Consider the following 24728-nt stretch of genomic DNA (forward strand, 5'->3'; position numbering starts at 1 on the left):
ATGTTTACACGATCATCAAAATGGAATGTTAAGTCGGTAATTTTGGTTGCTTTAATTGGTATTTTGATGGGTATCTTTTATACCTATGGCACTAATGACCTGTATAACTTAGTTAAAATGTTACTACTGCCGACAGGGTACGCCCCGGCAACCGACGCCTTTTTTGCAGGATTATGGTTAATGGCCGCGCCTCTTGCAATGTATTTTGTCCCCACAAAAGGTTCAGGATTAGTAGGAGAGCTGCTCGCTTCAATAGTGGAGATGGCTTGTGGTGGTCAATGGGGGATTACCACTGTAGTCTCGGGACTAATGCAGGGATTAACCAATGAAATTGGCTTTTTTCCAAAAAAGTCCCGCTACCAGAAATTTTCATGGCAAAGTGTTCTGACAGGTTCATTTTTTGCTAGTTTTGGCTTTTTAATTCCGTGTTATCTGATGTATGGCTGGTATAAATTTGCGCTTAAGGTGCAAATTGTAATGTTCTTTGTCAGTATTCTCTCGTCAGTTTTATTTGACGGGGTGCTAGTTAAGTTGATTACTAACCTGTTTGATCGCGCATTGAAGCCGAAAGTGGAATAATTTTGAGTAAACAAAAAGGTCGAGGATAATTACCTCGGCCTTTTTAGTTGGCTGTTTCTTTTCTTAAGATTGCGTGAACCTTAGTGGTTAACATGTCAATTGCAACATTATTTTCGCCGCCCTCGGGAACAATAATATCAGCGTAACGTTTAGTCGGTTCAATAAATTGATGGTACATTGGCTTAACTGTGCCTAAGTACTGGTCGATTACGGAGTCAATTGAACGTCCGCGTTCATCAATATCGCGTTCAAGCCGTCTAATGAAACGAATGTCATCGTCAGTATCAACGTAAACTTTGATGTCCATTAAGTCCCGAATTTCTTCATTTGCTAAAACCAAAATTCCTTCAAGAATAATAATATCAGCAGGCTCAATGTGAATAGTTTCAGTGCTTCTGGTATGTTCCTTAAAGTCGTAAACGGGCATTTCAATTGGCTTGTAGTTAAGCAAGTCATTGATTTGGGCTTTAAGCAGTGGAATATCAAAGGCATCAGGATGGTCATAATTGATGTTCATCCGTTCGCTCATTGGAATACCGGTATTATCCTTGTAGTATGAATCTTGCGTCATAATTAGGACGTGTTCATTTTCTTGCATTTGGTCAACAATTTTATGGGCAATCGTTGTTTTACCACTACCCGAACCGCCGGTAATCCCAATTACGACGGGTTTTTCAAGTTTAGACATTCAGACTCTCCTTTTTATCAAATAATATTTTACTGTAGTTTTTGCTGTAATACCACTAAAACAAGTGACATTTTAAGATTTTGGTCAATAATTTTTGCAATAAAAGATAAAATCTGCGCTTGAAAGGGCTTTATAAAATAGGTAACATGAATTAATAGGCGATATAAGCTCAACATTTAGTAAATGAAGGAGATAAAGTATGTTATTAGGTTCAATTGAAGCTGGCGGGACTAAGTTTGTTTGTGCGGTAGGTAATGAAAATTATCAGGTTAAAGATACGATAACTTTTCCGACAACCACACCCCAAGAAACTTTGCAAAAAGCTTCCGATTATTTCAAACAATTTCCGATAACAGCGATTAGTATTGCTTCCTTTGGTCCAATTGAAATTCGCCAGACGGCAGCTAATTACGGCTATATAACTACAACTCCTAAACTGGGCTGGCAGAATACAGATTTTGTTGGCTTCATTAAACAGCAGGTTAATGTGCCAATCTTTTTTACAACGGATGTTAACGGCTCTGCATATGGCGAATATGTCATGTCATTATTATCCAATGAAGATATTGATTCGCTGGTTTATTACACAATCGGCACTGGTGTCGGCGGCGGCGCGATTATTGACGGCAAGCTGGTTGGCTCTTTGGGGCATCCTGAAATGGGACATGTCTTACTCAAGCGCCATCCAGACGACTTGAATTTTAAGGGTGTATGTCCATATCATCAGGATTGTCTTGAGGGACTCGTTTCTGGACCGACTTTTGAAGCCCGTTTAGGCAAAGCGGGCAAGGACGTGCCATTGACTGATCACGTCTGGGACATTATGAGTTATTATGTGGCACAAGCTGTTTTACAAGTAACCTTAATTTTACGACCAGATAAGGTTGTCTTTGGCGGCGGCGTGACTAGTGAAGCATTTTTACAAAAAGTACGCCGGGATTTTGCCAAAATGTTAAACGGTTATGTTGAAGTGCCAGATTTAGCTAGATATATTGTGATGCCGGCAATTGCCGATAATGGGTCAGCAACCGTTGGTAATTTTGCTTTGGCTAAGCGGTTGTTAAAAGCTTAGTGCTAAATTGCTGATAAAAATTTTACTTATTAAATGGTACAGTTCAATTTTTAACTACCTTTACTAAAACTAAGATGGTTGCTGGTGGTTATGAAGCTTCTACATCTGGTATTTATCGGATTGGTGCCGTTGGTATCTTTATCGGATTAGTTGTTGCTTGGTTAACTGTTCAAATTTATCGTTATACGATTAAACATAATTGGCAGATTAAAATGCCAGCTTCAGTTCCGTCTGGGGTATCGAACTCGTTTAGCGCCTTAATTCCGGCTGCATGTATTGCAGTAGTTGTTGCAGCAATTAATGTAGCATTGGTATTAATGGGAACAGATTTGTTTAAAGTATTGTTCGTACCATTTTCATTTATTAGTAATATTGCTGATACTTGGTGGGGATTTTTGATTGTTATTTTCCTAATTCACTTCTTATGGTGGTTTGGGATTCATGGTGCAACAATTATCAGTTCCTTCTATACACCAATTGTATTAGCTAATTTGCAAGCTAACCAACACGGTGGTGCTTACCATGTATTTGCAGGTGATCCAGTAAATGCATTTATTAATATTGGTGGTTCAGGCGCAACTTTGGGTGTAGCAATTTGGCTGCTTTTAAGAGCTCGTTCAGCTCAATTGAAGGAAATTGGTAAGGTAGAAATTGTGCCGGCAATCTTTAATATTAATGAACCGTTGATCTTTGGTTTGCCAGTAGTTTACAATGCCAATCTATTAATTCCGTTTGTTGGAGCTCCATTGGTTTCAGGTCTTATTGCATATTTGGGAATTGCAACTCACTTAGTACCGAAAATTATTGCACAACAGCCATGGCCAACACCAATTGGGTTGAGTGGACTGATTGCGACAGCTAGTTGGCAGGGTGCAGTATTATCAATTGTCTGTGCAATTGCGGCATTCTTAGTTTGGTATCCGTTTATCAAACATTACGATAATGTTTTATTGAAGCAAGAAAAAGAAGCTGCTGCACAAGAAAATGCTTAGAAATTAGTGTGTAGATTAAGCTAGTGTATAAGTATTAATATGAACAGAGCTTTACAGTAAATAAACTCTATAGAAAGAATAAAGCGATGATAGATATTTCAATTATCGTTGCTGCTTTTAACGAAGAGAAGTATTTAGCACGTTGCCTGCATTCTTTGGCTTGTCAAACCTTTACGGGTAAGTATGAAGTAATAGTTGTCGATGATGGCAGCACAGATGGTACTGCTGATATTATTCAAAAGTTTAAGAATAAGTATCCAGAGATATTTACTTCAATAAGACAAAAAAATCTTGGTCAAGGAATGGCAAGAAACAATGGTATTAGTATTGCTAAAGGAAGATATATCGGCTTTGCTGATGATTGGGTAGAAGCTGATTATCTTTCAGAATTATTTAGTAGCATTACTAAGTATCAAAGTGATATTGCTGTATGTGATGTACATAAGATTTTTGTTGAAGAAAAAACCGAAGTAGATGTTCGGTCAATGAAATGTGATAGTGGGCTGATCGATATTGCTTTATATATTACTGAAGGGCAGAGTAATTCTTATTCATGGAATAAGTTATATCGCAGAGAAATTTGGCAGACAAACAAGTTTCCCCAAATGGTATATGAAGACTTGGATATTCTGATTCCCATTATGAGCAGATGTACAAAAATATCGTATGTTCACAGGGTACTCTATAATTATTATAAACATTCAGATAGCACAACTTCGGCGTATACTAATCCGCGGTTATTTCAAATTTTTAAGGCTTATGAAGATTTAATAGCAAATAGTACGGATCGTTATCAGCTGGAAGCACAATTTTGTGCAGTTAAGCGAATAATGATTAATATGAATACTGCAGGCTTCAATTATTATTTAGCATATTTTATATTGTTGTTAAGAAAGATCGATAATCTTAATAATGATAATTATCTGATTAATAAAAATGAGCTAACTAAAGATATTCACTATTACAGCAATCGTGAAGTTTTGCCGCCAAATATATTTGTTTATGAATCTGCAGACTTAAAAGCATGGAACTATTACAAATTTGATGAAAACATAACGACTTATTCTGATGATATTAGTGACACAATTGATAGATTATTTGGAGAAGGTGGTCTATTAATTGTAGGCAAACTTAATCCTCAAGCGCCAATTGGTTATTTAAGGAGCTTAAATAATTTTATTCTTCGTGATACTGACGGTCAGGTATTGATAGTTGGGATGACTGCTAGACATCCTTTAGCAACTTTGCTGATTAATAATTATGATAGTAAAGAGAGCTTGTCTGAATATTTCGATGAAATTTTAGCTAACAAGGATATTTATAATCGCGTATTGAATGAAGTAAAAATTATAAATATTGATACTTTAGATAAAAAGGCTTTGTTTTCAAGGTATTGATGTTCATATTTAATTAAAGCAATCAGTTTTTAACAGCTGATTGCTTTTTTATGCCTTTTTCACAAACAAGTTTTAAGTAATCCAACTCACTTTTTGTTATGATAAAAATGTAACCAAGAGTGTTTGAATAGGAGGAATTTTATTATGAAATATCCTAAGACAAAAGAAGTTTTAAATCAATTAGTAGCAGATTTGACGCAAATGCACATGATTGTGCACCAACACCATTGGTACATGCGCGGTGAACGCTTTTTGAAGTTGCACCCGTACCTTGATAAAGTAATGGATGAATTGGCTAACCAACAAGATTTAGTTGCAGAGCGATTAATTACCTTGGATGGTTCACCAGTTTCAACACTTAGCGACATTGCTAAAATGACTAACATCAAGGACGAAGAACCAAACTGGAACGAGACAATTGATGAGCGTTACAGCAAGATTATTGCTGGTTACCGTCAATTGGAGCAAGACTACCAAAAGGGCTTGGAAGTCAGCGATGAAGAAGGTGACTATTCAACTAATGACATGTTCACTACTTGTCACACAGAAGTTGAAAAGCGTATTTGGATGATGTCTGCAGAGATTAATCAGGCACCAGGAATTGATCCAGAATAAAAAATAATTGTTAAAGAGTAGTTTATCTGAACTACTCTTTTTTATTGTGATTACTTATAGAAAATTTTGCTATAATAAGGTTGATTGATGAGTTGGTAATGATTTAATAGTGGGAAAGTATGACGATGGATAAAGAAGAACAGGATAAATTAAAGCAAAAAGCTGGAATTAAAGCTGCTAGCCTGGTTAAGCCAGGAATGAAATTAGGAATTGGTACTGGTTCAACCGTGGCCTTTTTAATTGATGCTTTGGGCAAACGCAAGCAAGAAGAAGGCTTGGAGCTAGCTGCCATTGCCACTACTTCTAGTAGAAGCAAAAAGCAGATGGAAAGTTGGGGTTTTAAAGTTAACCAGCTTGCTGAAATCGACCAGCTTGACTTAACAATTGACGGTGCAGACCGTTTTGCGACTAACTTTGATGGCATTAAAGGCGGCGGCGGCGCGTTAACATTAGAAAAAAATGTTGCCGTTAATTCGAAAAAAGTAATGTGGATAGTTGATGAATCGAAAGTTGTCGACCACTTGAGTGGTTTTGCACTGCCTGTGGAGGTTCTGCCAATTTCATGTGAACAAACTTTCCGTCGTTTTGAAGCAGAAGGGTTAAAGCCCAAGTGGCGCATGGCTGCTGGCAAACGCTTCGTCACCCATTACGGTAATTACATTATTGACTTAGACCTTGACCGTATTCCTGTGCCACATGGCTTGGCTGATTATCTTGACCACACTGTAGGGGTTGTAGAACACGGCTTATTTCTTGATATGTGTGATGAAGTTATTATTGCTCATCGCAATGGTGAGATTGAAGACCGCAAAAAATAAAATTAGGGATGAATTGTTGATAAATTGGTTATCGACAATTCATTTTTTCTTTTAAAAGAAGCAACTGGTGTCAAGATTTGGTATGATTGACATATAAACTTTTTAAAAGAGGAAATTTAATGACAAGAAAACCTTTGATTATCAGTACAGACCCCGGAATTGACGATGCAGTGGCAATTACCATTGCCTTATTTGCCAAAGAGTTAGACGTCAAGTTAATTGCGGCAACTTGGGGTAATGTAACTTTAGACAAAACCTTGCAGAATGCTTTAAAATTAGAAGCTTTTTTGCAAACTAAAGTACCAGTTGTTGCTGGGGCAACACGGCCGCTGCTGCGGGCAGCAATTGATGCTTCAAGTGTTCATGGTAAGTCTGGCATGGCTGGCTATGATTTTCCTGAAGCTGACGAGACATTATTGGTTCCAGGTTTAGCTGCCTCAGCAATCCATGAAGTAGTTGCTAAGAGCGAGACCAAGGTAACTTTGATGCAGATTGGTCCAGCGACAGATTTTGCCTTGTACTTCAGACAATATCCTGATGACCTAGCTAAGATTGAGGAATTAGTCATTATGGGTGGTGCGATTGGCCGCGGTAATTGGGGACCATATAGTGAATATAATGTTGCCGGTGACCCTGAAGCTGCTCAGATTGTCTTTGACAGCGGCGTACCAATCAAGGTTGCACCACTAGAATTGGGCCACCAAGCATTTATAACCCAAGAAACGCTGCAGAAGATAAAAGTTTTGGGTAAAACTGGTGATATGTTGTACCATATTTTAACTAATCTGCATGATGAGACCGAGACTGATGGCCGCGAGATTTATGATGCCCTGGCTGCAGGAATGCTGTTAAATCCTAAGATGTACACCTTTAAGCCAGCTTACATTGTGGTTGATACCAAGAGCCCACATGCGTATGGCGCGTCAATCATGGACTTCAATGACTTCTTTGGTAAACCTGCTAATGCCCAAGTTGGTGTTAAGATAGATCAGGACGTATTTTCTGATTGGATTATTCAGGCAATTAAACAAGCAAATTAGTGAGGCAGTAAATGGCAGATTTTGTTTATCGGACTGTGATGCACGATATTAAGCAGAATATTTTAAATAATAAGTATGATGGGATGAGATTGCCTGATGAGCGCAGCTTGGCCGAACACTATCAGGTTAGTCGTTCGTCGATGAAGCGGGCAATGGAATTGTTGTCGCAACAAGGAATTGTCTTTAAAAAACGCGGCAGCGGCACTTTTATTAACCCACTTTATTTGAAAAATCAGTCCTTATTTCGTTATGAGGGTTCTAATCTAGGCTTGACTGATAGTTTAAAAGTCCCTGGCAAACAGCAAAAAATTAAGCTGCTTGATTTTCACGTTGTTAAGGCTCCCGAAAGCATTGCACAAGACTTATTTTTAAACAAAAATGATTTTGTTTATGAATTTCGGCGGCTGCGGTTAATGGATGAACAGCCATTTTTAATTGAAACTGGCTATTTGCCAATCAAAATTGTGCCGGAGTTAAAGCCGCAGCATTTACAGAGTTCACTGTTTAATTATTTGGAAGATACTCAAAATAAGGTTGTTACCAAGGCCTTTTTGAATATTACTGTTGATCCATCAAATGCTGACGATCAAGAGCAGATGCAATTGAAGGCAACTGAGCCAGTTGGCGTCATGGAAGGAATTTTCTTCTTAGATGATGGTACCCCGTTTGAATTTTCAACAATGCGAGTTCATTATCAGTACATGCGTTTTAATACGTTCGTTAATTTGAATAAATAACAAAAGAGCAAGCTTGAGCTTGCTCTTTTTGCTAGGATACATATTATTTAAAGAAGAAAATTATCGTTTAACTAACTTTTTTCTTTATAACTGAAATAATTTGCGTTGTTGGCGCAAAGTTTTGCTTAATCTCGTCAGGCAATGGCTCATCAGTGATAAGCACATCAATCTGACTAAGAGGAACAGCCATGTAAGGTGCAATTTTCGGATTGTTAAACTTATGCTTTTCGGCGACAACGATAATTCTTTTTGCCCGCGAAGTTGCGACTTTGATTAATTCGGCATCGTTGATTTTAGGTAGGTAGATACCATCGCTTTTTACACTAGCCGTACCAACAAAAGCATTATTGAAACTAATTCCTTTTAATAAGTCGAGTGCGTGAACAGAGTAATTAAATCGGTGTTCTTTGTTAACTATCCCGCCTAAAAGTAAAACCTCGGGAAATTCCGACCGCATTAGTTCAAGCGAATTATCAATTGAATTGGTAACGATTTGTAAATTAGTACCACTGATTAACTGACACAACTTTTTAAGGATCGTTGATGGCCCAATAAAATCGCATTGTCTGGTATGGATAAAGTGCTGTGCCATTTGCGCCATTTGGGTTTTAATTGGCGAGTCAATCTGGTTGCGGGTTAAAAACGGCAGGCCTTCATCATCAGTATTTCTAATTAATCCGCCGTGGACGCGAATTGCTTGGCCAGTGGCAACTAACCGAATTACGTCACGTCTAGCAGTATCAAACGAAATATTGAAGTGCTCAGCCAAATCACGGGTAACCAGATGGTTTTGCCTAACAAGCATTTGTCTAATTTCATGTAATCGTTGCTCCTGTGTCATTCTGCTTCCTCCAAAAATAAATTTATCATGTTTAGAGATTATTATAAATATTTTAATTAATAAGTCAGAATTTTTATCAGCATTTATCAGCATTTTGGCAATGAAATACTGATAAATAAAAATAATTAACTGGATAAAGCTTGATGCAGCAACTATTAAGTATTTTAAATGCTGATTTTTTAAATTGGGACGAACCAATTTTTTAAATGGTTGAACTTTTAGAAAAACTTGCTATAATATATTGTGTAAAGAGAAATTAAGTAAGTAATTGCTAAAGGAGAAATAAAATGGCAGTTGATTACGATTCACAAGAATATTTAAAGAGTGTCGACGCTGACTGGCGCGCAGCTAACTATCTATCTGTTGGACAGCTTTTCTTAATGAGCAATCCACTATTAAAGCATGACTTAAAAGCTAGTGATGTTAAACCTAAGCCAATTGGCCACTGGGGCACAATTTCACCACAAAACTTCATTTATGCTCATTTAAATCGGGTAATTAAGAAGTACAACTTGGACATGTTCTATATCGAAGGTTCAGGTCATGGTGGTCAAGTAATGGTTTCTAATGCCTATCTTGATGGTTCATATACCGAGCGCTTCCCTGACATTAAGCAGGATGAAGAAGGCATGGCTAAGTTGTTCAAGCGCTTCAGCTTTCCGGGTGGTTCAGCTTCACACGCTGCTCCTGAAACACCAGGCTCATTGCACGAAGGCGGCGAGTTAGGTTATTCACTCTCACACGGTACAGGTGCGATTTTGGATAATCCAGACGTAATTGCGGCCGTTGAAATCGGTGATGGGGAATCAGAAACTGGACCATTAGCAACTAGCTGGTTCAGCGATAAGTTTATCAATCCAATTAAAGACGGTGCCGTCTTACCAATCTTACAAATTAATGGCTTCAAGATTTCTAATCCAACCATCGTTTCACGGATGACTGATGAAGAACTGACTAAGTATTTTGAAGGCATGGGCTGGCACCCATACATTATTTCTGCTTATAATGGCGGCGAATTTGATGGTTACAAGGACCATATGCAAGTTCACCAAGAAATGGCTAAGTTAATGGATACTGTGATTGAAGAAATCAAGGCAATCCAAAAGCATGCTCGTGAAAACAATGATGCTACCTTACCACATTGGCCAATGATTATCTTTAGAGTACCTAAGGGTTGGACTGGTCCTAAGTTTGATCTTGATGGTAATCCGATTGAAAACTCATTTAGAGCACACCAAATTCCAATTCCTGTTGAACAAGATGATATGGAACACAAAGACATGCTGGTTGACTGGCTTAAGAGTTACAAACCAGAAGAATTGTTTGATGAAAATGGTGCTCCAACTGAAATCGTTAAGCAGAACATGGTTCATGGCGATCAAAGAATGGCAATGAACCCAATTACCAACGGTGGTAAAAATCCTAAGCGTTTGGCTTTGCCTGACTATCGTAAGTATGCGTTGAAGTTTGACAAGCCAGGTTCAGTTGAAGCTCAAGACATGGCTGAATGGGCAAAATATTTGAGTGAAGTTGCTGACATGAACCCAGATACATTCCGCGGCTTTGGCCCAGATGAAACTAAATCCAACAGAATGTTCAAGTTGCTTGATGACCAAAAGCGGCAATGGGGTGAGCAAATTCATGAGCCAAATGATGAAAACTTGGCACCAAGTGGTCGAATTATTGACTCACAATTGTCAGAACACCAAGATGAAGGTTGGCTTGAAGGCTACGTTCTAACTGGTCGTCACGGTTTCTTTGCTACTTATGAAGCCTTTGGTCGTGTTGTTGACTCAATGTTAACCCAACATATGAAGTGGTTGCGTAAGGCTAAGGAACAATATTGGCGCCATGATTACCCATCGTTAAACTTTGTTGCTACTTCTACTGTGTTCCAACAAGATCACAATGGTTATACTCACCAAGACCCAGGTATTTTGACCCATATGTACGAAAAGAACCGGCCAGATTTGATTCATGAATATCTGCCGTCAGATACTAACTCATTATTGGCAATTTCGCAAAAGGCCTTTACTGACCGTGAATGTATTAACATTTTGGTTACTTCTAAGCAGCCGCGGCCACAATGGTTCTCGATTGATGAGGCAACTAAGATTGCACAACATGGTTTGTCATACATTGATTGGGCTTCAACTGACCAAAATGCTAAGCCAGATGTTGTCTTTGCTTCGACTGAAACTGAACCAACAATGGAATCGTTAGCTGCGATTGATATCTTGCACAAGGAATTTCCAGATTTGAAGATGCGTTACATTAATATCATTGATATTATGAAGTTAATGAATACTAAGGATAATCCAGATGCAATTTCTGACGAAGAATTTGACCGTTTATTCCCAAGTGATGTGCCAGTTATCTTTGCATGGCACGGCTTTAAAGCAATGATGCAATCAATCTGGTTTGGTCGCAAACGTGATAATATTCATATTCACTGCTACGAAGAAGAAGGCGACATTACCACGCCATTTGATATGCGGGTAGTGAACGAACTTGATCGTTTCCACTTAGCTAAAGATGCTGTCTTGAGCGTACCAGGGCTGGCTGATAAGAGTGCTGGCTTTGTAGCTAAGATGGATAAGTTGCTTGCTAAGCACCACCAATATATTCGTGATAATGGTGAAGATATGCCGGAAGTTACCGAATGGCAATGGACTGGTTTGAAATAATTTAACTAATCAAATATCCCTCTAAATAGAGAAGAACCTAGTTTCAATTGAAACTAGGTTCTTTTTGATAAAAATGTAATACACGTTTAATAAATTTATGGCATTATAATATGCAGTGACATATAATAAAAGTAACATTCAGATAGCTTGAACGCGGTGGCAAATCCTGATTCTAAGGAGATGATGCGTATGGTGTAACAAAACCATGCAGCAGAATTCTTGTTAAAGAAGGGAGGAGCTGAGTACCTTGCTGGGTACTTTATTGAGAGTTGGCTGGTCAATAATATCGCTAATTGTGATGATCGATATAATTATTAAGCAAATTAATATTTTATTATCTGATCTGATTGAAATGACGATTTTGCATGATCTGCTAATGAGTTTGGTAAAATTTTTTACCAGACAAAAATAACCGTTATAGCTCTGGACGGGGTAACAACGGTTAATTAGTTTATTATTCTGCCACCGCTAATAAGCGATGATTCTGAGTGCTGGCGATCCTATTGATAGTAGGATCGTTTTTATTACTCATGAATATTATAGCATGGGATTAGCATGGTGAACAAGCAATGCTTTTTGCAATTTAATATTAATTTTTAATTGATTTTCCTTGTTAAAATAAAATAAATTATTTATAATTAGCTTAACCATAAGGGAGTAACAGCAATTACTTGCGATAAGCCCAACAGCCGAAAGCGAAACTTTCTGGACTTATCTTAATTAGTGAGACTTGTGTGCAGTGTGCATATAAGTCTCTTTTTTATTAGGAGGTAAAAATGGCCCAAGATTATTACAGACAAGCGGTTCAAGAAGTAGCCAGTGAATTAGACACGTCACTAAGCAAAGGATTGACTGCAAGTCAAGTTAAGCAGCGCCGAGAGCAATACGGTGTTAACAGTTTGGCTGGGAAGAAGAAAGTCAGCCTTTGGCAACGTTTTTTAGCTCAATTCAAAGATTTTATGATTATTGTCTTGATTATTGCGGCGTTATTGTCAGGATTTGTTGCTCAAGAATGGACTGATGCGGCAATAATTATGATTGTTGTCTTATTGAACGCAATTTTGGGCGTTTTTCAAGAAGCACGTTCAGAAGAAGCAATTAATGCTTTGAAAAAAATGGCAACGCCAAGCGCGCACGTCAGGCGTAATGGTCAGGTTGTGGAAATTCCCAGCACTGAATTGGTTCCAGGGGACGTTGTTTTATTAGAGGCCGGCGATGTGGTCCCAGCTGATTTGCGCTTAACAAGCGTCAACAGCTTAAAGGTTGAGGAATCGGCATTAACGGGCGAATCTGTTCCAGTTGACAAACAAGACATACCACTAGAAGAAGCACAGGTTGCTCTGGCTGACCAAGACGACATGGCCTTTGCGAATACTAATGTTACTTATGGTCGCGCCGAGGGGATAGTTACCCAGACGGGAATGCACACGGAGGTTGGTAAAATTGCGACGCTGCTTAATAATACCGATGAAACTGATACGCCGCTGAAGCAAAATCTGGATCAGCTGGGAAAAACACTGACGATTATGATTTTGGTAATCTGTGCGATTGTGTTTGCTGTTGGCTTCTTTACCAAGCAAGGTACAGAACCAGTCGACAAATTAGCGATTGACATGTTTTTGGTAGCTGTGTCGTTAGCTGTAGCGGCAATTCCGGAAGGCTTACCAGCGATTGTTACTATTATTTTGGCATTAGGCACGCAAGTGATGGCTAAGCACAAGTCAATTGTGCGCAAACTGCCCGCTGTGGAAACATTGGGAGCAACAGACGTTATTTGTTCTGATAAAACAGGAACACTGACGCAGAATAAAATGACAGTTGAACGAGTTTATTATGACGGTCAAGTTCATCAGGCTGAACAAGCAATTACTGCAAAAAATCCTGCTTTGTTGGCAATGCTGCTAGCAAATGATACGCAAATTAGCGACAAGCAGCTTTTGGGCGATCCAACCGAAACGGCCTTGGTTCAGTATGCAATTAACCAAAAAATTAATGTCCAAGAATTGTTGGCACAACATCAACGTGTGCAGGAAGTTCCCTTTGATTCTGAACGTAAGTTGATGAGTACTGTTAATCAAGATGGCGATCATTTTTTGGTGGCTGTTAAGGGGGCACCTGACCAATTATTAAAACGGGTCACTAAGATTGAAAAAAATGGGCAAATTGTTCCGATTACTGAGGCCCAAAAGCAAGAAATTTTAGCAGCTAATCAAACTATGGCTGAACAAGCATTACGTGTACTAGCTTTGGCTTATAAAGCTGTCGAGCAGCCGTATGATGAGCCAACAACTGACAATGTTGAGCAAGACCTTATCTTTACTGGATTGGTTGGGATGATTGACCCAGAAAGACCAGAAGCTAAAGCTGCAATTGCGGAAGCCAAGCAGGCTGGCATTCGAACGGTAATGATTACAGGCGATTTTCAAGTAACAGCACAAGCAATTGCTCAACGGCTGGGGATTATTGAGCCGGGGCAAGACCAGCAAGTGATTACAGGTGCCCAGCTTGATAAAATAAGTGATGACTACTTGCAAGAGCATGTTGGCGACTATAGCGTTTATGCGCGTGTTTCACCGGAACACAAGGTGCGGATTGTTAAGGCATGGCAAGCACAAGGCAAGATTGTGGCAATGACTGGCGACGGTGTGAATGACGCGCCGAGTTTGAAACAGGCTGACATTGGTATTGGCATGGGGATTACGGGAACCGAGGTTTCTAAGGGTGCCAGCGACATGATTTTGGCTGATGATAATTTTGCCACGATTGTTGAAGCGGTTAAGCAGGGACGAAAAGTTTTCAGTAATATTCAGAAGGCGATTCTATACCTAATGAGCTGCAATGTTGGTGAAGTTCTAACTGTCTTTATGATGACAATGCTTGGCTGGGACATTTTGGCACCTGTGCAATTATTGTGGATTAATCTGGTAACAGACACGTTGCCGGCAATTGCATTAGGACTTGAGCCGGTGGAAAAGGGCATTATGAATCGGCGGCCGCGGGGGAAGAAATCGACGTTCTTTAGCGGCGGAGTTGCCAGTTCCATTGTTTATCAAGGTGTTTTGGAAGGCATATTAGTGTTGACAACTTACCAGTTGGGACTTAATTTTGGCCCGCACCTTGCTAATAGTACCTTGCAGCATGAGGATGCGTTAACGATGGCCTTTCTGACTTTAGGATTAATTCAGCTGTTCCATGCGGTTAATTCCAAGTACATTCACCAGTCAATCTTCACGAAGCAAACATTTGCTAATAAGTGGTTTAACTGGGCAATCCTAGTTTCTGCATTGGTAATGGCGGCAGTGGAATTGCCGTTCATGACGAAATTCTTTGACGTAACGGAATTGAACGGCGTGCAGTGGTTAATTGTTTTGTTAGCTGGTATCTGCATGATTGTAATTGTGGAAATTGTCAAATTCTTTGAAAGAAGATTGAGCGAGAAGTAAGTTTTAAAAAATTATGAAAAAATCCCCCTTGCAGAATTGTTTCTGTAAGGGGGATTTTTTGCTGGTGAAGGATTTATGCGATTACTAACGCCGCTATTTTTGCTAAATATTCTGCATCGACTTCGTCAAAAATCGCGAAATCATTGCTGTCTAGGTCCAGAACTGCAATTAATTGGTCATTTTTAACCATTGGGACGACAATTTCAGAATTAGTTGCGGCATCACAGGCAATATGACCCGCGAATTGATGAACGTCTGGGACAATTTGCGTTTGCCGAGTTGCAGCGGCCGTACCGCAAACGCCTTTACCTAAGGCAATGTGCATGCAGGCAACGGGGCCCTGGAATGGCCCTAAAATTAATTCGCCATTTTGATAGCGGTAAAAGCCGGCGTAACTGACGTTTGGCAGACCGCTGAACAATAGTGCGTTAATGTTGCTCATATTGGCAATTAAGTCATGTTCACCAGTAAGTAAGCTCTTGGCTTGCTCAAGCAGCAGTTGATAATTTTCTTGTTTATTCATTTATTTCTCCTCATTAACGTTAGTGTAAACTAGTTTGTTAAATTTGAAAACGATAACAAACTTACGAAACTAATTTTATTTTGCTATTCTAAATAAGTCGTCTAAAAATTAGGGACGAAATAGGAGGAATTTGGATGAAAAAAATGGACGCAATTGTCAAGGTGGAAAAACCTTGGCTAGTAATGGCAGGGATGCTAATCGGTACCTTTGTGGGGATGCTGTCAGAAACATCACTGAACATCGCATTGCCCCAATTAATGAAAATTTTTGGCGTTAGCAGTTCACAAATTCAATTTTTAGTAACAGGCTACATGTTAATTATTGGGATTATCCTGCCATTTTCAAGTTTATTAACTAAATGGTTTAGCACACGGAAAATTGTCATTACTGGGTTATTGGCCTTTATTATTGGGTCGGTTATTTCAGCTATGGCACCTAATTTTGCTATTTTATTGACTGGCCGAATGATTCAAGGAATTGGTACGGGCTTAATCCTGCCAATTACCTTTACGGTTGCAATGTTGATTTTCCCACCATATAAGCTGGGGACAGCAATGGGTGTCTGCAGCTTGGTTATTATGCTGGCACCAGCAATTGGCCCAACTTTAACTGGAATTATCTTAGGCAAGTTATCGTGGAGCTATGTTTTCTGGTTATTCGTACCATTCTTAGTTATTGCATTGATTTTAGCCATCTTTGGTTTAAAAAATGTTGGTCAAATTACTAAGCCACGCGTTGATTTCTTATCTGTAATTGAATCAGTAGTTGGCTTTTCAAGTTTAGTTATGTCAGTTAGTTTGGCAAGTGGCTTGGGCTGGAGTTCACCTGTTGTCTTAGGTTTACTTGTTCTTGGTTTAATTGTTTTGTTCTTTTATGGCAAGCGTCAATTGCATTTGACCGAGCCGGTTTTGAACTTACATGTGTTCAATAAACGTGCCTTTACTTTGGGTGCATTAAGTGTGATGGTCGATTTTGCCATTATTTTGTCGGCAATGTACTTATTACCGCAATATTTGCAAAAAGGATTATCACTGCCAGTTGCAATTACTGGCTTAATCATGTTGCCGGGCGGAATTATTAATGCCGCTGTTTCAGCTTTTGCTGGGAGAATGTACGATTCACTTGGCGCAAAAATTCCAGCAGTACTTGGTTTTATCTTGGCTATTGTTGGGATCGTGATGTTATTAATGTCCAACAGTCATTCCAGCTTGGCTTACGTTGTGGCAGCGCACATCATTTTAATGGTTGGCTGTCCGTTAGCAATGTCACCAGCCCAAACTTACGCTCTGAATTCTTTGCAGGGGCAAGAATCGGCTGATGGCAGTACGATTTTGAATACCATGCAACAGATTGTTGGTGCCCTAGCAACGGCTTTAGCAACTAGCTTGCTCGGATTAGGACAAGTAGCTTATCAAGGCGCTGATAGTGCTGCTCGGTTCACTAACGGGGTCCACTATGGCTTATTCTTTACCCTTGCATTAGCTATTGTTGGTGTCTTGTTGGGAATTAATTTTGGTTCAAGAACGCCAAGTAAAGACATTGATGCTTAAAAAATAATACTACTAAATAACTTTTATCTTTTAATTTGAGGTAAAAGTTATTTTTTACAAATATAATTAAATTTATATTAACTATTTAATATTTACCTTAAAATAAGGCTTAATTTTTCTAAAAAATTAATTGGTATAGTAAAATAGACTTAGTTATATATTAAATTTTATTGCAATGATAATGAAAGAGGCGATAACAATGTCGATGATAGAATTCCATGATGTGCAAAAATTTTATGGCCATTTTCATGCACTGCACGACATTAATTTGAAGATCGATCAGGGGGAAACGGTTGTCTTAATTGGGCCTTCTGGCTCAGGTAAGAGTACCTTGGTAAGAACCGTCAACGGCCTTGAATCGATTCAAAAAGGCCAATTGATTGTTAATAATCATGACTTGTCTGATCCCAAAACTGACTTAAATATTTTGCGGCGGGACGTCGGTATGGTTTTCCAACATTTCAATTTATATAAGAATAAAGATGTGTTAGAAAATATCATGTTGGCACCGCGGATTGTCAGTCATATGCCTGAAAAAGAAAACAAAGAGCAGGCGATGCATCTATTAGAGATGGTTGGTCTGGAAAAGTGGGCACACAACATGCCGTCACAGATTTCTGGTGGTCAAAAGCAGCGGGTGGCAATTGCTAGAACGCTAGCCATGCGGCCAAAATTGATCTTATATGATGAACCAACTTCTGCACTTGACCCAGAAATGATTGACGATGTTTTACAGGTTATTAAGAAGGTTACAACTGATAGCGGGATGACATCGCTGATCGTTACACACGAGATGGGCTTTGCTAAAGAAGTTGCCAATCGGGTAATCTTTATGGATCAAGGTAGAGTTGTGGAAGACGACGCTAGTGAAAGTTTCTTCAAACGGCCTAAGACGGAAAGAGCACAACAATTTTTGAGTAAAATTATTTCACACTAAGGAGGGAGCAATCATGAAAAAGAGATTTTGGTTGGTTTCTCTATTAGCTAGTTTGCTCTTGTTAACCGGTTGTGGCCGCAGCTTAAGTGACCAGTCAGTTTTGGACAATGTTAAGCGGACCAATACAATCAGCTGGGGCGTTAAGGGCGATGTTAAGCTGTTTGGTCTGATCGACGTTAAGGATGGTCAACCCAAGGGCTTCGATGTCGATATGGCTAAAGCAATCACGCGGCATATTTTGGGACCAACGGGTAAGGCTGAGTTTACGACGACTACCTCACAATCGCGGGTGCCATTATTGAAGAACGGTAACGTTGATGCGGTAATTGCAACGATGTCGATTACGCCGGAACGGGAAAAGGTAATTTCTTTTTCTAAATCTTATTTTGACGCGGGGCAATCGCTATTAGTGCCAAAGAATTCGTCAATTCATAGTGTTAAGGATCTCAACGGCAAGACAGTTATTGGCGTAGTCGGTGCCAATTCAGTGGCTAACATTAAAAAGGTGGCGCCAAAAGCTCACGTAATCGAATTGCAGGATTATGCCCAGGCAATGAACGCACTTAAGTCTCACCAAGGTGATGCCTTGACAACTGATAACGGGATTTTGTTTGGTTTAGCAGTGCAGAACCCGGGCTATCAGGTTCGCGGCGGCACGTTTACCGTGGAACCTTATGGTGTTGCCGTTAATAAGGGTCAGACTGGGTTTACTAAGGCTGTTGACAAGGCGGTTTTGGAAATGCAGCACGATGGCGAATACAACCGCTTGATTAAAAAATGGTTTGGTAATGTACCAGGATTTAAGTATAAGGAGTTGTATCGCAAATGATTAATATTTTCTCTCATTTTAGTAGTCAACTGCTAGTTGGCTTGGGTTGGACTGTGTTGTCAAGCGTGATTGCCTTATTCTTCAGTCTAATCATTGGTACTGTCTTTGCGATTATGGAGATTGTACCGAACAAGGTTTTACGGACAATTGGACGTGCTTATGTCGAGATCTTCCGTAACATTCCGTTGTTGGTAATTACAATGTTCTTTTACCTTGTAATTCCAATGTATGTGGTTAAGATTAACGGCTTTACTGCTGGTACGATAGGACTAACGCTGTACACTTCAGCCTTTATTGCGGAAACAGTCCGCTCAGGTATTCAATCAGTTGCCGGCGGCCAGATGGAAGGTGCCCGCTCAACTGGGATGACCTATTGGCAGTCAATGCGCTATATTATTTTGCCGCAGGCCTTTAAGATTGTTATTCCGCCGCTTGGCAACCAGTTTGTTAATTTGGTGAAAAATTCGTCGGTGTTGGCCTTTGTAGCTGGCTTTGACCTCATGTATCAAGCCAACTCAATTGCCTCGACAACTTTTGATACGATTAATAGCTATCTAGTAGTCGGCGTTTTGTATCTAATTATCACACTGCCACTTAGCTATTACATGCAGCATTTAGAGAAGAAATTGGCCTAGGGGGTGCAGAAAAATGCAAAATTGGATTAATGCTCTTTCGTGGCTCAATGTACGCTTTTTGCTGATGGGCCTTTGGGTGACAATTTATATTTCGGTAATTTCGGTAATTTTGAGTTTTATTTTGGGTTCAATCTTGGGGATTATTCGCTACTCTAAGATTAAATTTGTTTCCAAAATTGTCGGCTTTATTATTGATATTATCCGTAATGTGCCCCTACTGTTGATTATTTTCTTCACCTATTTCGGATTGCCAAACTTTGGTCTGCGTCCCGAAACAATTCCCGCGGCGATTATTGCAATGACCGTTTTTGAATCAACAATGATTGCGGAAATCGTGCGTTCAGGTATCCAGTCAGTTGACCCAGGTCAAATGGAAGGTGCCCGTTCAACCGGGATGAGCTTCGTGCAGGCATTGTGGCACGTTGTTTTGCCGCAGGCGTATAAGAATATGATCCCGACAATTATTAGTCAGTTTGTTTCCTTAATTAAGGATACGTCGCTAGCAACAATTATTGTGGTGCCGGAATTGATGCAGCACGCGCAAGTTATTTATGGGCAAAATGCCAACTATATCTTGCCGATGTTTGCGGCTTTAGCAGTGCTTTACTTTATCGTTTGCTTCACGTTGTCAGTGATTGGTAATCAGATTGGTAAGAGGCTGTCGTAATTCAACCAAACTATAAATTTTTAAAAAATAACGCGAAAAAGCTTGAGTTTGCTCAAGCTTTTTTTGTAGGCTAAAGGGAGATTATTTAGGAAAGATTGATTATGAAAAGTTTTTTGTTTCGGCTTTACCTGCAAGTGATGAAGCTGTGGGCACGGTTTACCAGAATAAATAACAAAAAGATTGTCGTGCTTAATGGAGCGGGCCGTTCAGGTTCTAATGGTTACCTGTTTGCCAAATATGTAGAAGCGCACCATCCAGATTACACGGTCACACTGGTTGAGCCATGGCCGTCTTCACATTTATCTTTTGCAACTTGGCGGGAAATCGGCGCGGCTAAATTTGTTTTGACGACGCATCAGCCCTTTAAGGTTCGCAAGGGTCAGATTAACGTGCAATTTTGGCACGGGATACCTTTAAAACGAATGGGCATTATGGCCAACAATACTAAGGCTAGAGATAACAAGCGCAATCAGACATTGTGGCGCAAAACCGCGGATATTGTTTGTTCAAGTTCGGATTTATATGAAACCTTAATGAGCGCCTGCATTGGAGTTAGTGCTAACCAATACCGCCAGCTTGGCTTTCCGCGTCTTGATGCCCTACAGCATCCAGCAGTCAGTCAAAAGCAATTGCTACGCGACTTGTTTGGGGCAGTTGACGACCATGCCCAAGTTGGGATTTACATGCCAACTTTTCGCTATGAATTAGATGATGAAAATGTCCTTGAGCAGATTAAGGCAGGGAATTTTTTAACTTTAGCTGATTTTGATGCGCCGGCCTTAAATGCGGCGCTTAAAGAGCAGCACCAATATTTAATTGTGAAACTGCATCCTTATGAGATGAAGCTGTTTAACCATTTAAGCAGTCAATTCTCTAATATTGCCTTTTTGAATAATGATTATTTGGTTCAAAACGATTATGATTTGTATGAGCTGCTTGGCGCGACAGATTTTTTGCTAACTGATTTTTCGTCGATTTATTTTGATTACCTAAATTTGGACAAGCCCGAGATTTTTCTTACTAATTATCTCAAGCAGTATGAACAAACGCGGGGCCTGCTCATGGGGCCGTATGAAGAAGTTGTGCCGGGGCAGTGTGTTAACCAGCAAGCCGAATTGATTGAGGCGCTGGGGCAGCTGGCGCGAGGTGAGGACAATTATCAACCAAAGCGGCAATATTGGCGTCGTTTAACTAATCAAGTCTCTGCTCAATCAGCTTGCGAGAGAATTTTTACTTTCATGACCCAAAATTATTAGAGGAAAAATTGTGAAAAAAACATTTTTAAATATTTTATATAATGCGGTTTACCAAATTTTCCTTGTCTTAGTACCGTTAATTACGGTGCCTTATTTGTCACGGATTTTGGGACCGAAAACCTATGGCATTTACAGTAATGTGAATAATATCATGCAATTCTTAATGATCTTTTGCACATTATCGATTTCGTATATTGGTATGCGGACAATTGCGCAAGTGCGCGCCTTTGGGACTAAACAGGAATTAACCGATGCTTTTTGGGGGTTATGGTACTTTCAGGCATTAGCTAGTGTCGTGACAATTGCTATAGTGGTTGTTGCCGCTAGCTTATTCCATATTAAGTACTGGAATTACCTACTATTGATGCTGCCGTATTTGATTTCGGCACAAGTGGATATTTCGTGGTTCTTTCAAGGGTTGGCGGCGTTTGGCCGGGTCGTTTTGAAGAACACGGCGGTTAAACTAGTCTCGGTAGTTTTAATTTTGCTTTGGGTCACAAGTCCCAGTGACTTGTGGAAATATATGCTGATTATGTCGGTGTCCACAATGCTTGGATCATTTGTCTTTTGGTTTGATATTCATCGCTTTGTTGGTGGACCAGTCAAGCATTTTTATAAGTACCAAACGACAATTAAGGCCATTATTACCCTACTAATTCCGCAGATTGCCACGCAAATTTATACGTCATTAGATAAACCAATTTTGGGAATTTTCAAAAATTCAACTCAAGTAGCGTTCTATGATAATTCGCAGCGGATTTCGAATATGGTTTTGGGAGTAATTACCAGTATTTCGCTGGTAATTATGCCCAAAATGGCGAGTGAGGGTAAAGATGAGCAGCGTCTTGTCTTGAAAAAGTCGCTTGAAGCGACGGTCTGGCTGGGTACCATGTTTGCGGTGATTATCATGGCTAACACGCGAGAATTTGTACCATTCTTTTTTGGCGCAAAGTTTACGCCGATGGTGCCATTGATGTTCTTTTTTACGTTAACAATTGTCATGATTCCCACAGGTGGGGTCTTTGCCAATCAGTTTGCCTTAGCCAACCACCGCGATCGCGATTATGCACTGCCGGTAATAGTTGGTGCGATTTTGGAAGTAGTGTTGAGCTTCTTTTTAGACCAATTTTATGGCGCTACTGGTGCAATGGTCGCAATTTTAATTACTGAATTTGTCGTTTTGATTTTGCGGTTGTGGATTGTCCGTGACGGCTATGATTTTAAATATTCTTTCAAGGAAATCCCGAAGTACTTTGTGATCGCAGCGATTGTTTTGGCGGCAGGTATGTTAATGCCGCAGCTGGTGTCGTCGGCTTTTCTAAATATGACGATTAAGTCAGTTATCATGCTTGTACTCTACATGGCATTAATGTTTATGATGCGGCTTGATTTTAATCAGGATATTGTGCAGTTAATTAAAAATTTTCTCAAACGAGGTTAAAGATGATTCCTAAAATTATTCACTATGTATGGGTTGGCGGTAATCCGAAGCCCAAGAACATTCAGCGGTGCATGCGAACTTGGCAAAAGCACCTTAAGGGCTATCAGATTATTGAGTGGAACGAGCAGAATTTCGATATTCACGAAAATAAGTACGTTGAGCAGGCTTACAAGGCCAAAAAATGGGCCTTTGTTTCCGATTATATTCGTGCAAAGGCCGTTTACGAGATGGGCGGGATTTATTTAGATACCGATGTGTTGGTGTTAGATGATTTGACCTCATTATTAAATAATCATGCCTTTGTAGGGTTTGAAAATCAGGATAATCCGTTTACGGCGGTTTTTGGTGCTGAACCCAAACATCCGTTATTAAAAGATATGCTGGCATATTATGATGACCGCAATTTTACCTTTGATAGTCAGGATCAGATGGCTGGTGTTAATACGGTGTCAGTTGCTGATATTTTAAAAGAAAAGTATGGTGCGGTTGCCAATAATCAGGAGCAAGTTCTGCAGACGGGTATCCATGTTTATCCTGATGGTGTTTTGTGTAATCCGTCAGCTAATAGCAAGACAATCCATGTCTTCACGGGGACTTGGATGGAGGGAGCCAAACCATTCAAGCGTAAACTGGTGACGGCGCTAAAGGTTCGGATTAAAACGAGGCGTGAAGCAGCCTTGTATGCACGCTGTTTCAGGTAGTAATGATTGAAGCAGAATTACAAAAGCTGGTTGAAGAAATTGCTGTGAAATATTTTGGCCAGCCCTTTAGGCATCAAGTTAACATCAATTACCGCATGACTACTACTGGTGGACGTTACCGGTTAAAAGACCATCAAATTGAAATTAACGCGCACTTTTTAATCCCGCAATATCGCCATGAGTTAATTGGGATTATTAAGCATGAGTTAACGCATTATTTTTTGCACTTATCTGGTCAAGGCTATCGTCATCGCGACCAAGACTTCAAACAGCTACTAAATCAGGTTGGCGGTTCACGCTTTGCACCGGATATTGGTCTAGGTAAAAAGCAGCAGTGTAAGTATCTGTATTCTTGCCAAAAATGCGGTCAAGAATATTGGCGTGTTCGCCAAATTAACGTGCGTCGTTATGGCTGCGGTAAATGCGGCGGCAAGCTAAAATTAGTAAAAAAGTTATTGGGTTAGACTTAGACAGCCAATAGCTTTTTTTATTTGACAGATTGTTAGGCACCAAACTATAATTCAAAGTAGTAAATTTAGGTACCTAACAAAATTCAAAAGGACGATTAATTATGAGTGCAACAAATCAAAACTTAATGAAGCAACTAACTTTTATTATGCGTGCCAGTCGCTACTTTATGTACCAAAATAAGCAGCCGTTTTCTGGGCAAAAAAGGGTCTTGGCTGTCTTAAATTTGGAAGACGGATTGACACAAAACTATTTGGCGGAAGTTCTGGCACTTAAGCCGGGATCGCTAGCGGAACTGCTAAAAAAGCTGGAAACAAAAGGCGAGATTAGGCGCGAAACTGATCCTGATGATCGCAGAGTTAAGCGGGTCTATTTGACTGCTGCTGGCAAAGAGCGGGTTGCCAATTTAAATGAACAGTCCCAAGAAAATACTGAGACTGACTTTTTTGCTGGGTTAACAGCTGAGGAGCAAGCTAAGTTCAGTAATTATTTAGAAAAAATTGCGGCGGGCTGGGATGATTCTTTCAAAAAGCAGGCACAACAGTTTGTCGACCCAACGACTAAGATGAAAGAGATGAACAAGTGGCGCACGCAAATGCGTGAGCGTAATTATTCACCAGAAGAGCGGGATGAATTTTGTCACAAAATGCACGGCTGGCACCGGCGCTGCCATGATTTTGACTACAATGACCACCATTATAAGCATGAATATGACCACGATTTTTGGCGTAATTTTTGGCATAATGAGGATAATGAAATATAATTAAAAACAATGATTAAAAGTTTTTCCGCGAGTGAAAAACTTTTTGTTT

22 protein-coding genes and 1 pseudogene are annotated in these 24728 nt (G+C 39.7%); 20 read left to right on the forward strand and 3 right to left on the reverse strand.

Features of this window, described 5'->3' with window-relative positions:
* Positions 1-579, forward strand: a complete 579-nt coding sequence (locus OZX58_RS01960) for an ECF transporter S component (RefSeq protein ID WP_277141248.1) — start codon at positions 1-3, stop codon at positions 577-579.
* A gap of 43 nt (positions 580-622) precedes the next feature.
* On the opposite strand, the gene udk is transcribed toward OZX58_RS01960, so the two are convergent.
* A complete protein-coding gene (gene udk / locus OZX58_RS01965) occupies positions 623-1267 on the reverse strand; it encodes a uridine kinase (protein WP_277141250.1) in 645 nt (214 codons plus the stop codon).
* Between the two features lie 199 nt (positions 1268-1466).
* Here udk and scrK point away from each other — a divergent pair, with 199 nt between their 5' ends.
* From scrK to OZX58_RS02000, 7 genes and pseudogenes are all read left to right on the forward strand, one after another.
* On the forward strand, positions 1467-2339 hold the full coding sequence (gene scrK, locus OZX58_RS01970; RefSeq protein WP_277141251.1) for a fructokinase ScrK: 873 nt from the start codon (positions 1467-1469) through the stop codon (positions 2337-2339).
* 32 nt (positions 2340-2371) lie between these two features.
* Positions 2372-3331 (forward strand): annotated as a pseudogene (locus OZX58_RS01975) (PTS transporter subunit EIIC); the annotation flags it as partial.
* An 86-nt stretch (positions 3332-3417) separates the two neighbouring features.
* Positions 3418-4728, forward strand: a complete 1311-nt coding sequence (locus OZX58_RS01980) for a glycosyltransferase family 2 protein (RefSeq protein WP_277141252.1) — start codon at positions 3418-3420, stop codon at positions 4726-4728.
* A gap of 144 nt (positions 4729-4872) precedes the next feature.
* Positions 4873-5343: a DNA starvation/stationary phase protection protein gene (locus OZX58_RS01985; RefSeq protein WP_277141253.1), complete on the forward strand. Its 471-nt coding sequence runs from the start codon at positions 4873-4875 to the stop codon at positions 5341-5343.
* Between the two features lie 125 nt (positions 5344-5468).
* Positions 5469-6161 (forward strand): ribose-5-phosphate isomerase RpiA, encoded by a 693-nt coding sequence (gene rpiA, locus OZX58_RS01990; RefSeq protein ID WP_277141255.1) that lies wholly within the window; start codon positions 5469-5471, stop codon positions 6159-6161.
* A 119-nt stretch (positions 6162-6280) separates the two neighbouring features.
* A complete protein-coding gene (locus tag OZX58_RS01995; protein ID WP_277141256.1) occupies positions 6281-7201 on the forward strand; it encodes a nucleoside hydrolase in 921 nt (306 codons plus the stop codon).
* A gap of 11 nt (positions 7202-7212) precedes the next feature.
* A complete protein-coding gene (locus OZX58_RS02000) occupies positions 7213-7938 on the forward strand; it encodes a GntR family transcriptional regulator (protein WP_277141257.1) in 726 nt (241 codons plus the stop codon).
* Between the two features lie 67 nt (positions 7939-8005).
* On the opposite strand, the gene OZX58_RS02005 is transcribed toward OZX58_RS02000, so the two are convergent.
* Positions 8006-8779: a DeoR/GlpR family DNA-binding transcription regulator gene (locus tag OZX58_RS02005; RefSeq protein ID WP_277141258.1), complete on the reverse strand. Its 774-nt coding sequence runs from the start codon at positions 8777-8779 to the stop codon at positions 8006-8008.
* Between the two features lie 287 nt (positions 8780-9066).
* Between OZX58_RS02005 and OZX58_RS02010 the strand changes: the two genes are divergently transcribed.
* Together OZX58_RS02010 and OZX58_RS02015 are read left to right on the forward strand one after the other, a co-directional pair.
* Complete coding sequence (locus tag OZX58_RS02010) at positions 9067-11466, forward strand: phosphoketolase family protein (protein ID WP_277141259.1); 2400 nt, start codon at positions 9067-9069, stop codon at positions 11464-11466.
* A 776-nt stretch (positions 11467-12242) separates the two neighbouring features.
* Complete coding sequence (locus OZX58_RS02015; protein ID WP_277141260.1) at positions 12243-14909, forward strand: calcium-translocating P-type ATPase, PMCA-type; 2667 nt, start codon at positions 12243-12245, stop codon at positions 14907-14909.
* 73 nt (positions 14910-14982) lie between these two features.
* Here the strand turns inward: OZX58_RS02015 and OZX58_RS02020 are convergent, their stop codons facing one another.
* A complete protein-coding gene (locus OZX58_RS02020; protein WP_277141261.1) occupies positions 14983-15432 on the reverse strand; it encodes a GAF domain-containing protein in 450 nt (149 codons plus the stop codon).
* 143 nt (positions 15433-15575) lie between these two features.
* Between OZX58_RS02020 and OZX58_RS02025 the strand changes: the two genes are divergently transcribed.
* The 10 genes from OZX58_RS02025 to OZX58_RS02070 all read left to right on the forward strand — a co-directional run bounded on the left by OZX58_RS02025 (position 15576) and on the right by OZX58_RS02070 (position 24679).
* Positions 15576-16982: a DHA2 family efflux MFS transporter permease subunit gene (locus OZX58_RS02025; RefSeq protein ID WP_277141710.1), complete on the forward strand. Its 1407-nt coding sequence runs from the start codon at positions 15576-15578 to the stop codon at positions 16980-16982.
* A 199-nt stretch (positions 16983-17181) separates the two neighbouring features.
* Positions 17182-17919 (forward strand): amino acid ABC transporter ATP-binding protein, encoded by a 738-nt coding sequence (locus tag OZX58_RS02030; RefSeq protein ID WP_277131073.1) that lies wholly within the window; start codon positions 17182-17184, stop codon positions 17917-17919.
* A gap of 13 nt (positions 17920-17932) precedes the next feature.
* Positions 17933-18748 (forward strand): transporter substrate-binding domain-containing protein, encoded by an 816-nt coding sequence (locus OZX58_RS02035; protein ID WP_277141262.1) that lies wholly within the window; start codon positions 17933-17935, stop codon positions 18746-18748.
* Positions 18745-19383, forward strand: coding sequence for an amino acid ABC transporter permease (locus OZX58_RS02040; protein ID WP_277131075.1), 639 nt, complete (start codon positions 18745-18747; stop codon positions 19381-19383). Before OZX58_RS02035 ends, OZX58_RS02040 begins: the two co-directional genes overlap by 4 nt.
* 13 nt (positions 19384-19396) lie before the next feature.
* Entirely contained in the window at positions 19397-20050 is a 654-nt protein-coding gene (locus OZX58_RS02045) for an amino acid ABC transporter permease (protein WP_277131077.1), read from the forward strand.
* Between the two features lie 101 nt (positions 20051-20151).
* Entirely contained in the window at positions 20152-21306 is a 1155-nt protein-coding gene (locus tag OZX58_RS02050; protein WP_277141263.1) for a CDP-glycerol glycerophosphotransferase family protein, read from the forward strand.
* 10 nt (positions 21307-21316) lie between these two features.
* The gene (locus tag OZX58_RS02055; RefSeq protein ID WP_277141264.1) at positions 21317-22747 is read left to right on the forward strand and encodes an oligosaccharide flippase family protein; all 1431 of its coding nucleotides are present in this window, start codon (positions 21317-21319) and stop codon (positions 22745-22747) included.
* Between the two features lie 2 nt (positions 22748-22749).
* Positions 22750-23448, forward strand: a complete 699-nt coding sequence (locus tag OZX58_RS02060; RefSeq protein WP_277141265.1) for a glycosyltransferase — start codon at positions 22750-22752, stop codon at positions 23446-23448.
* Positions 23449-23450: 2 nt separating this feature from the next.
* Positions 23451-23912, forward strand: a complete 462-nt coding sequence (locus OZX58_RS02065; protein WP_277141266.1) for a SprT family protein — start codon at positions 23451-23453, stop codon at positions 23910-23912.
* A 107-nt stretch (positions 23913-24019) separates the two neighbouring features.
* A complete protein-coding gene (locus tag OZX58_RS02070; protein ID WP_277141267.1) occupies positions 24020-24679 on the forward strand; it encodes a MarR family transcriptional regulator in 660 nt (219 codons plus the stop codon).
* The last annotated feature ends 49 nt before the right edge of the window (positions 24680-24728 follow it).

Origin of the sequence: Lactobacillus sp. ESL0680 (genome assembly GCF_029392855.1) — a bacterium.
GTDB lineage: Bacteria > Bacillota > Bacilli > Lactobacillales > Lactobacillaceae > Lactobacillus.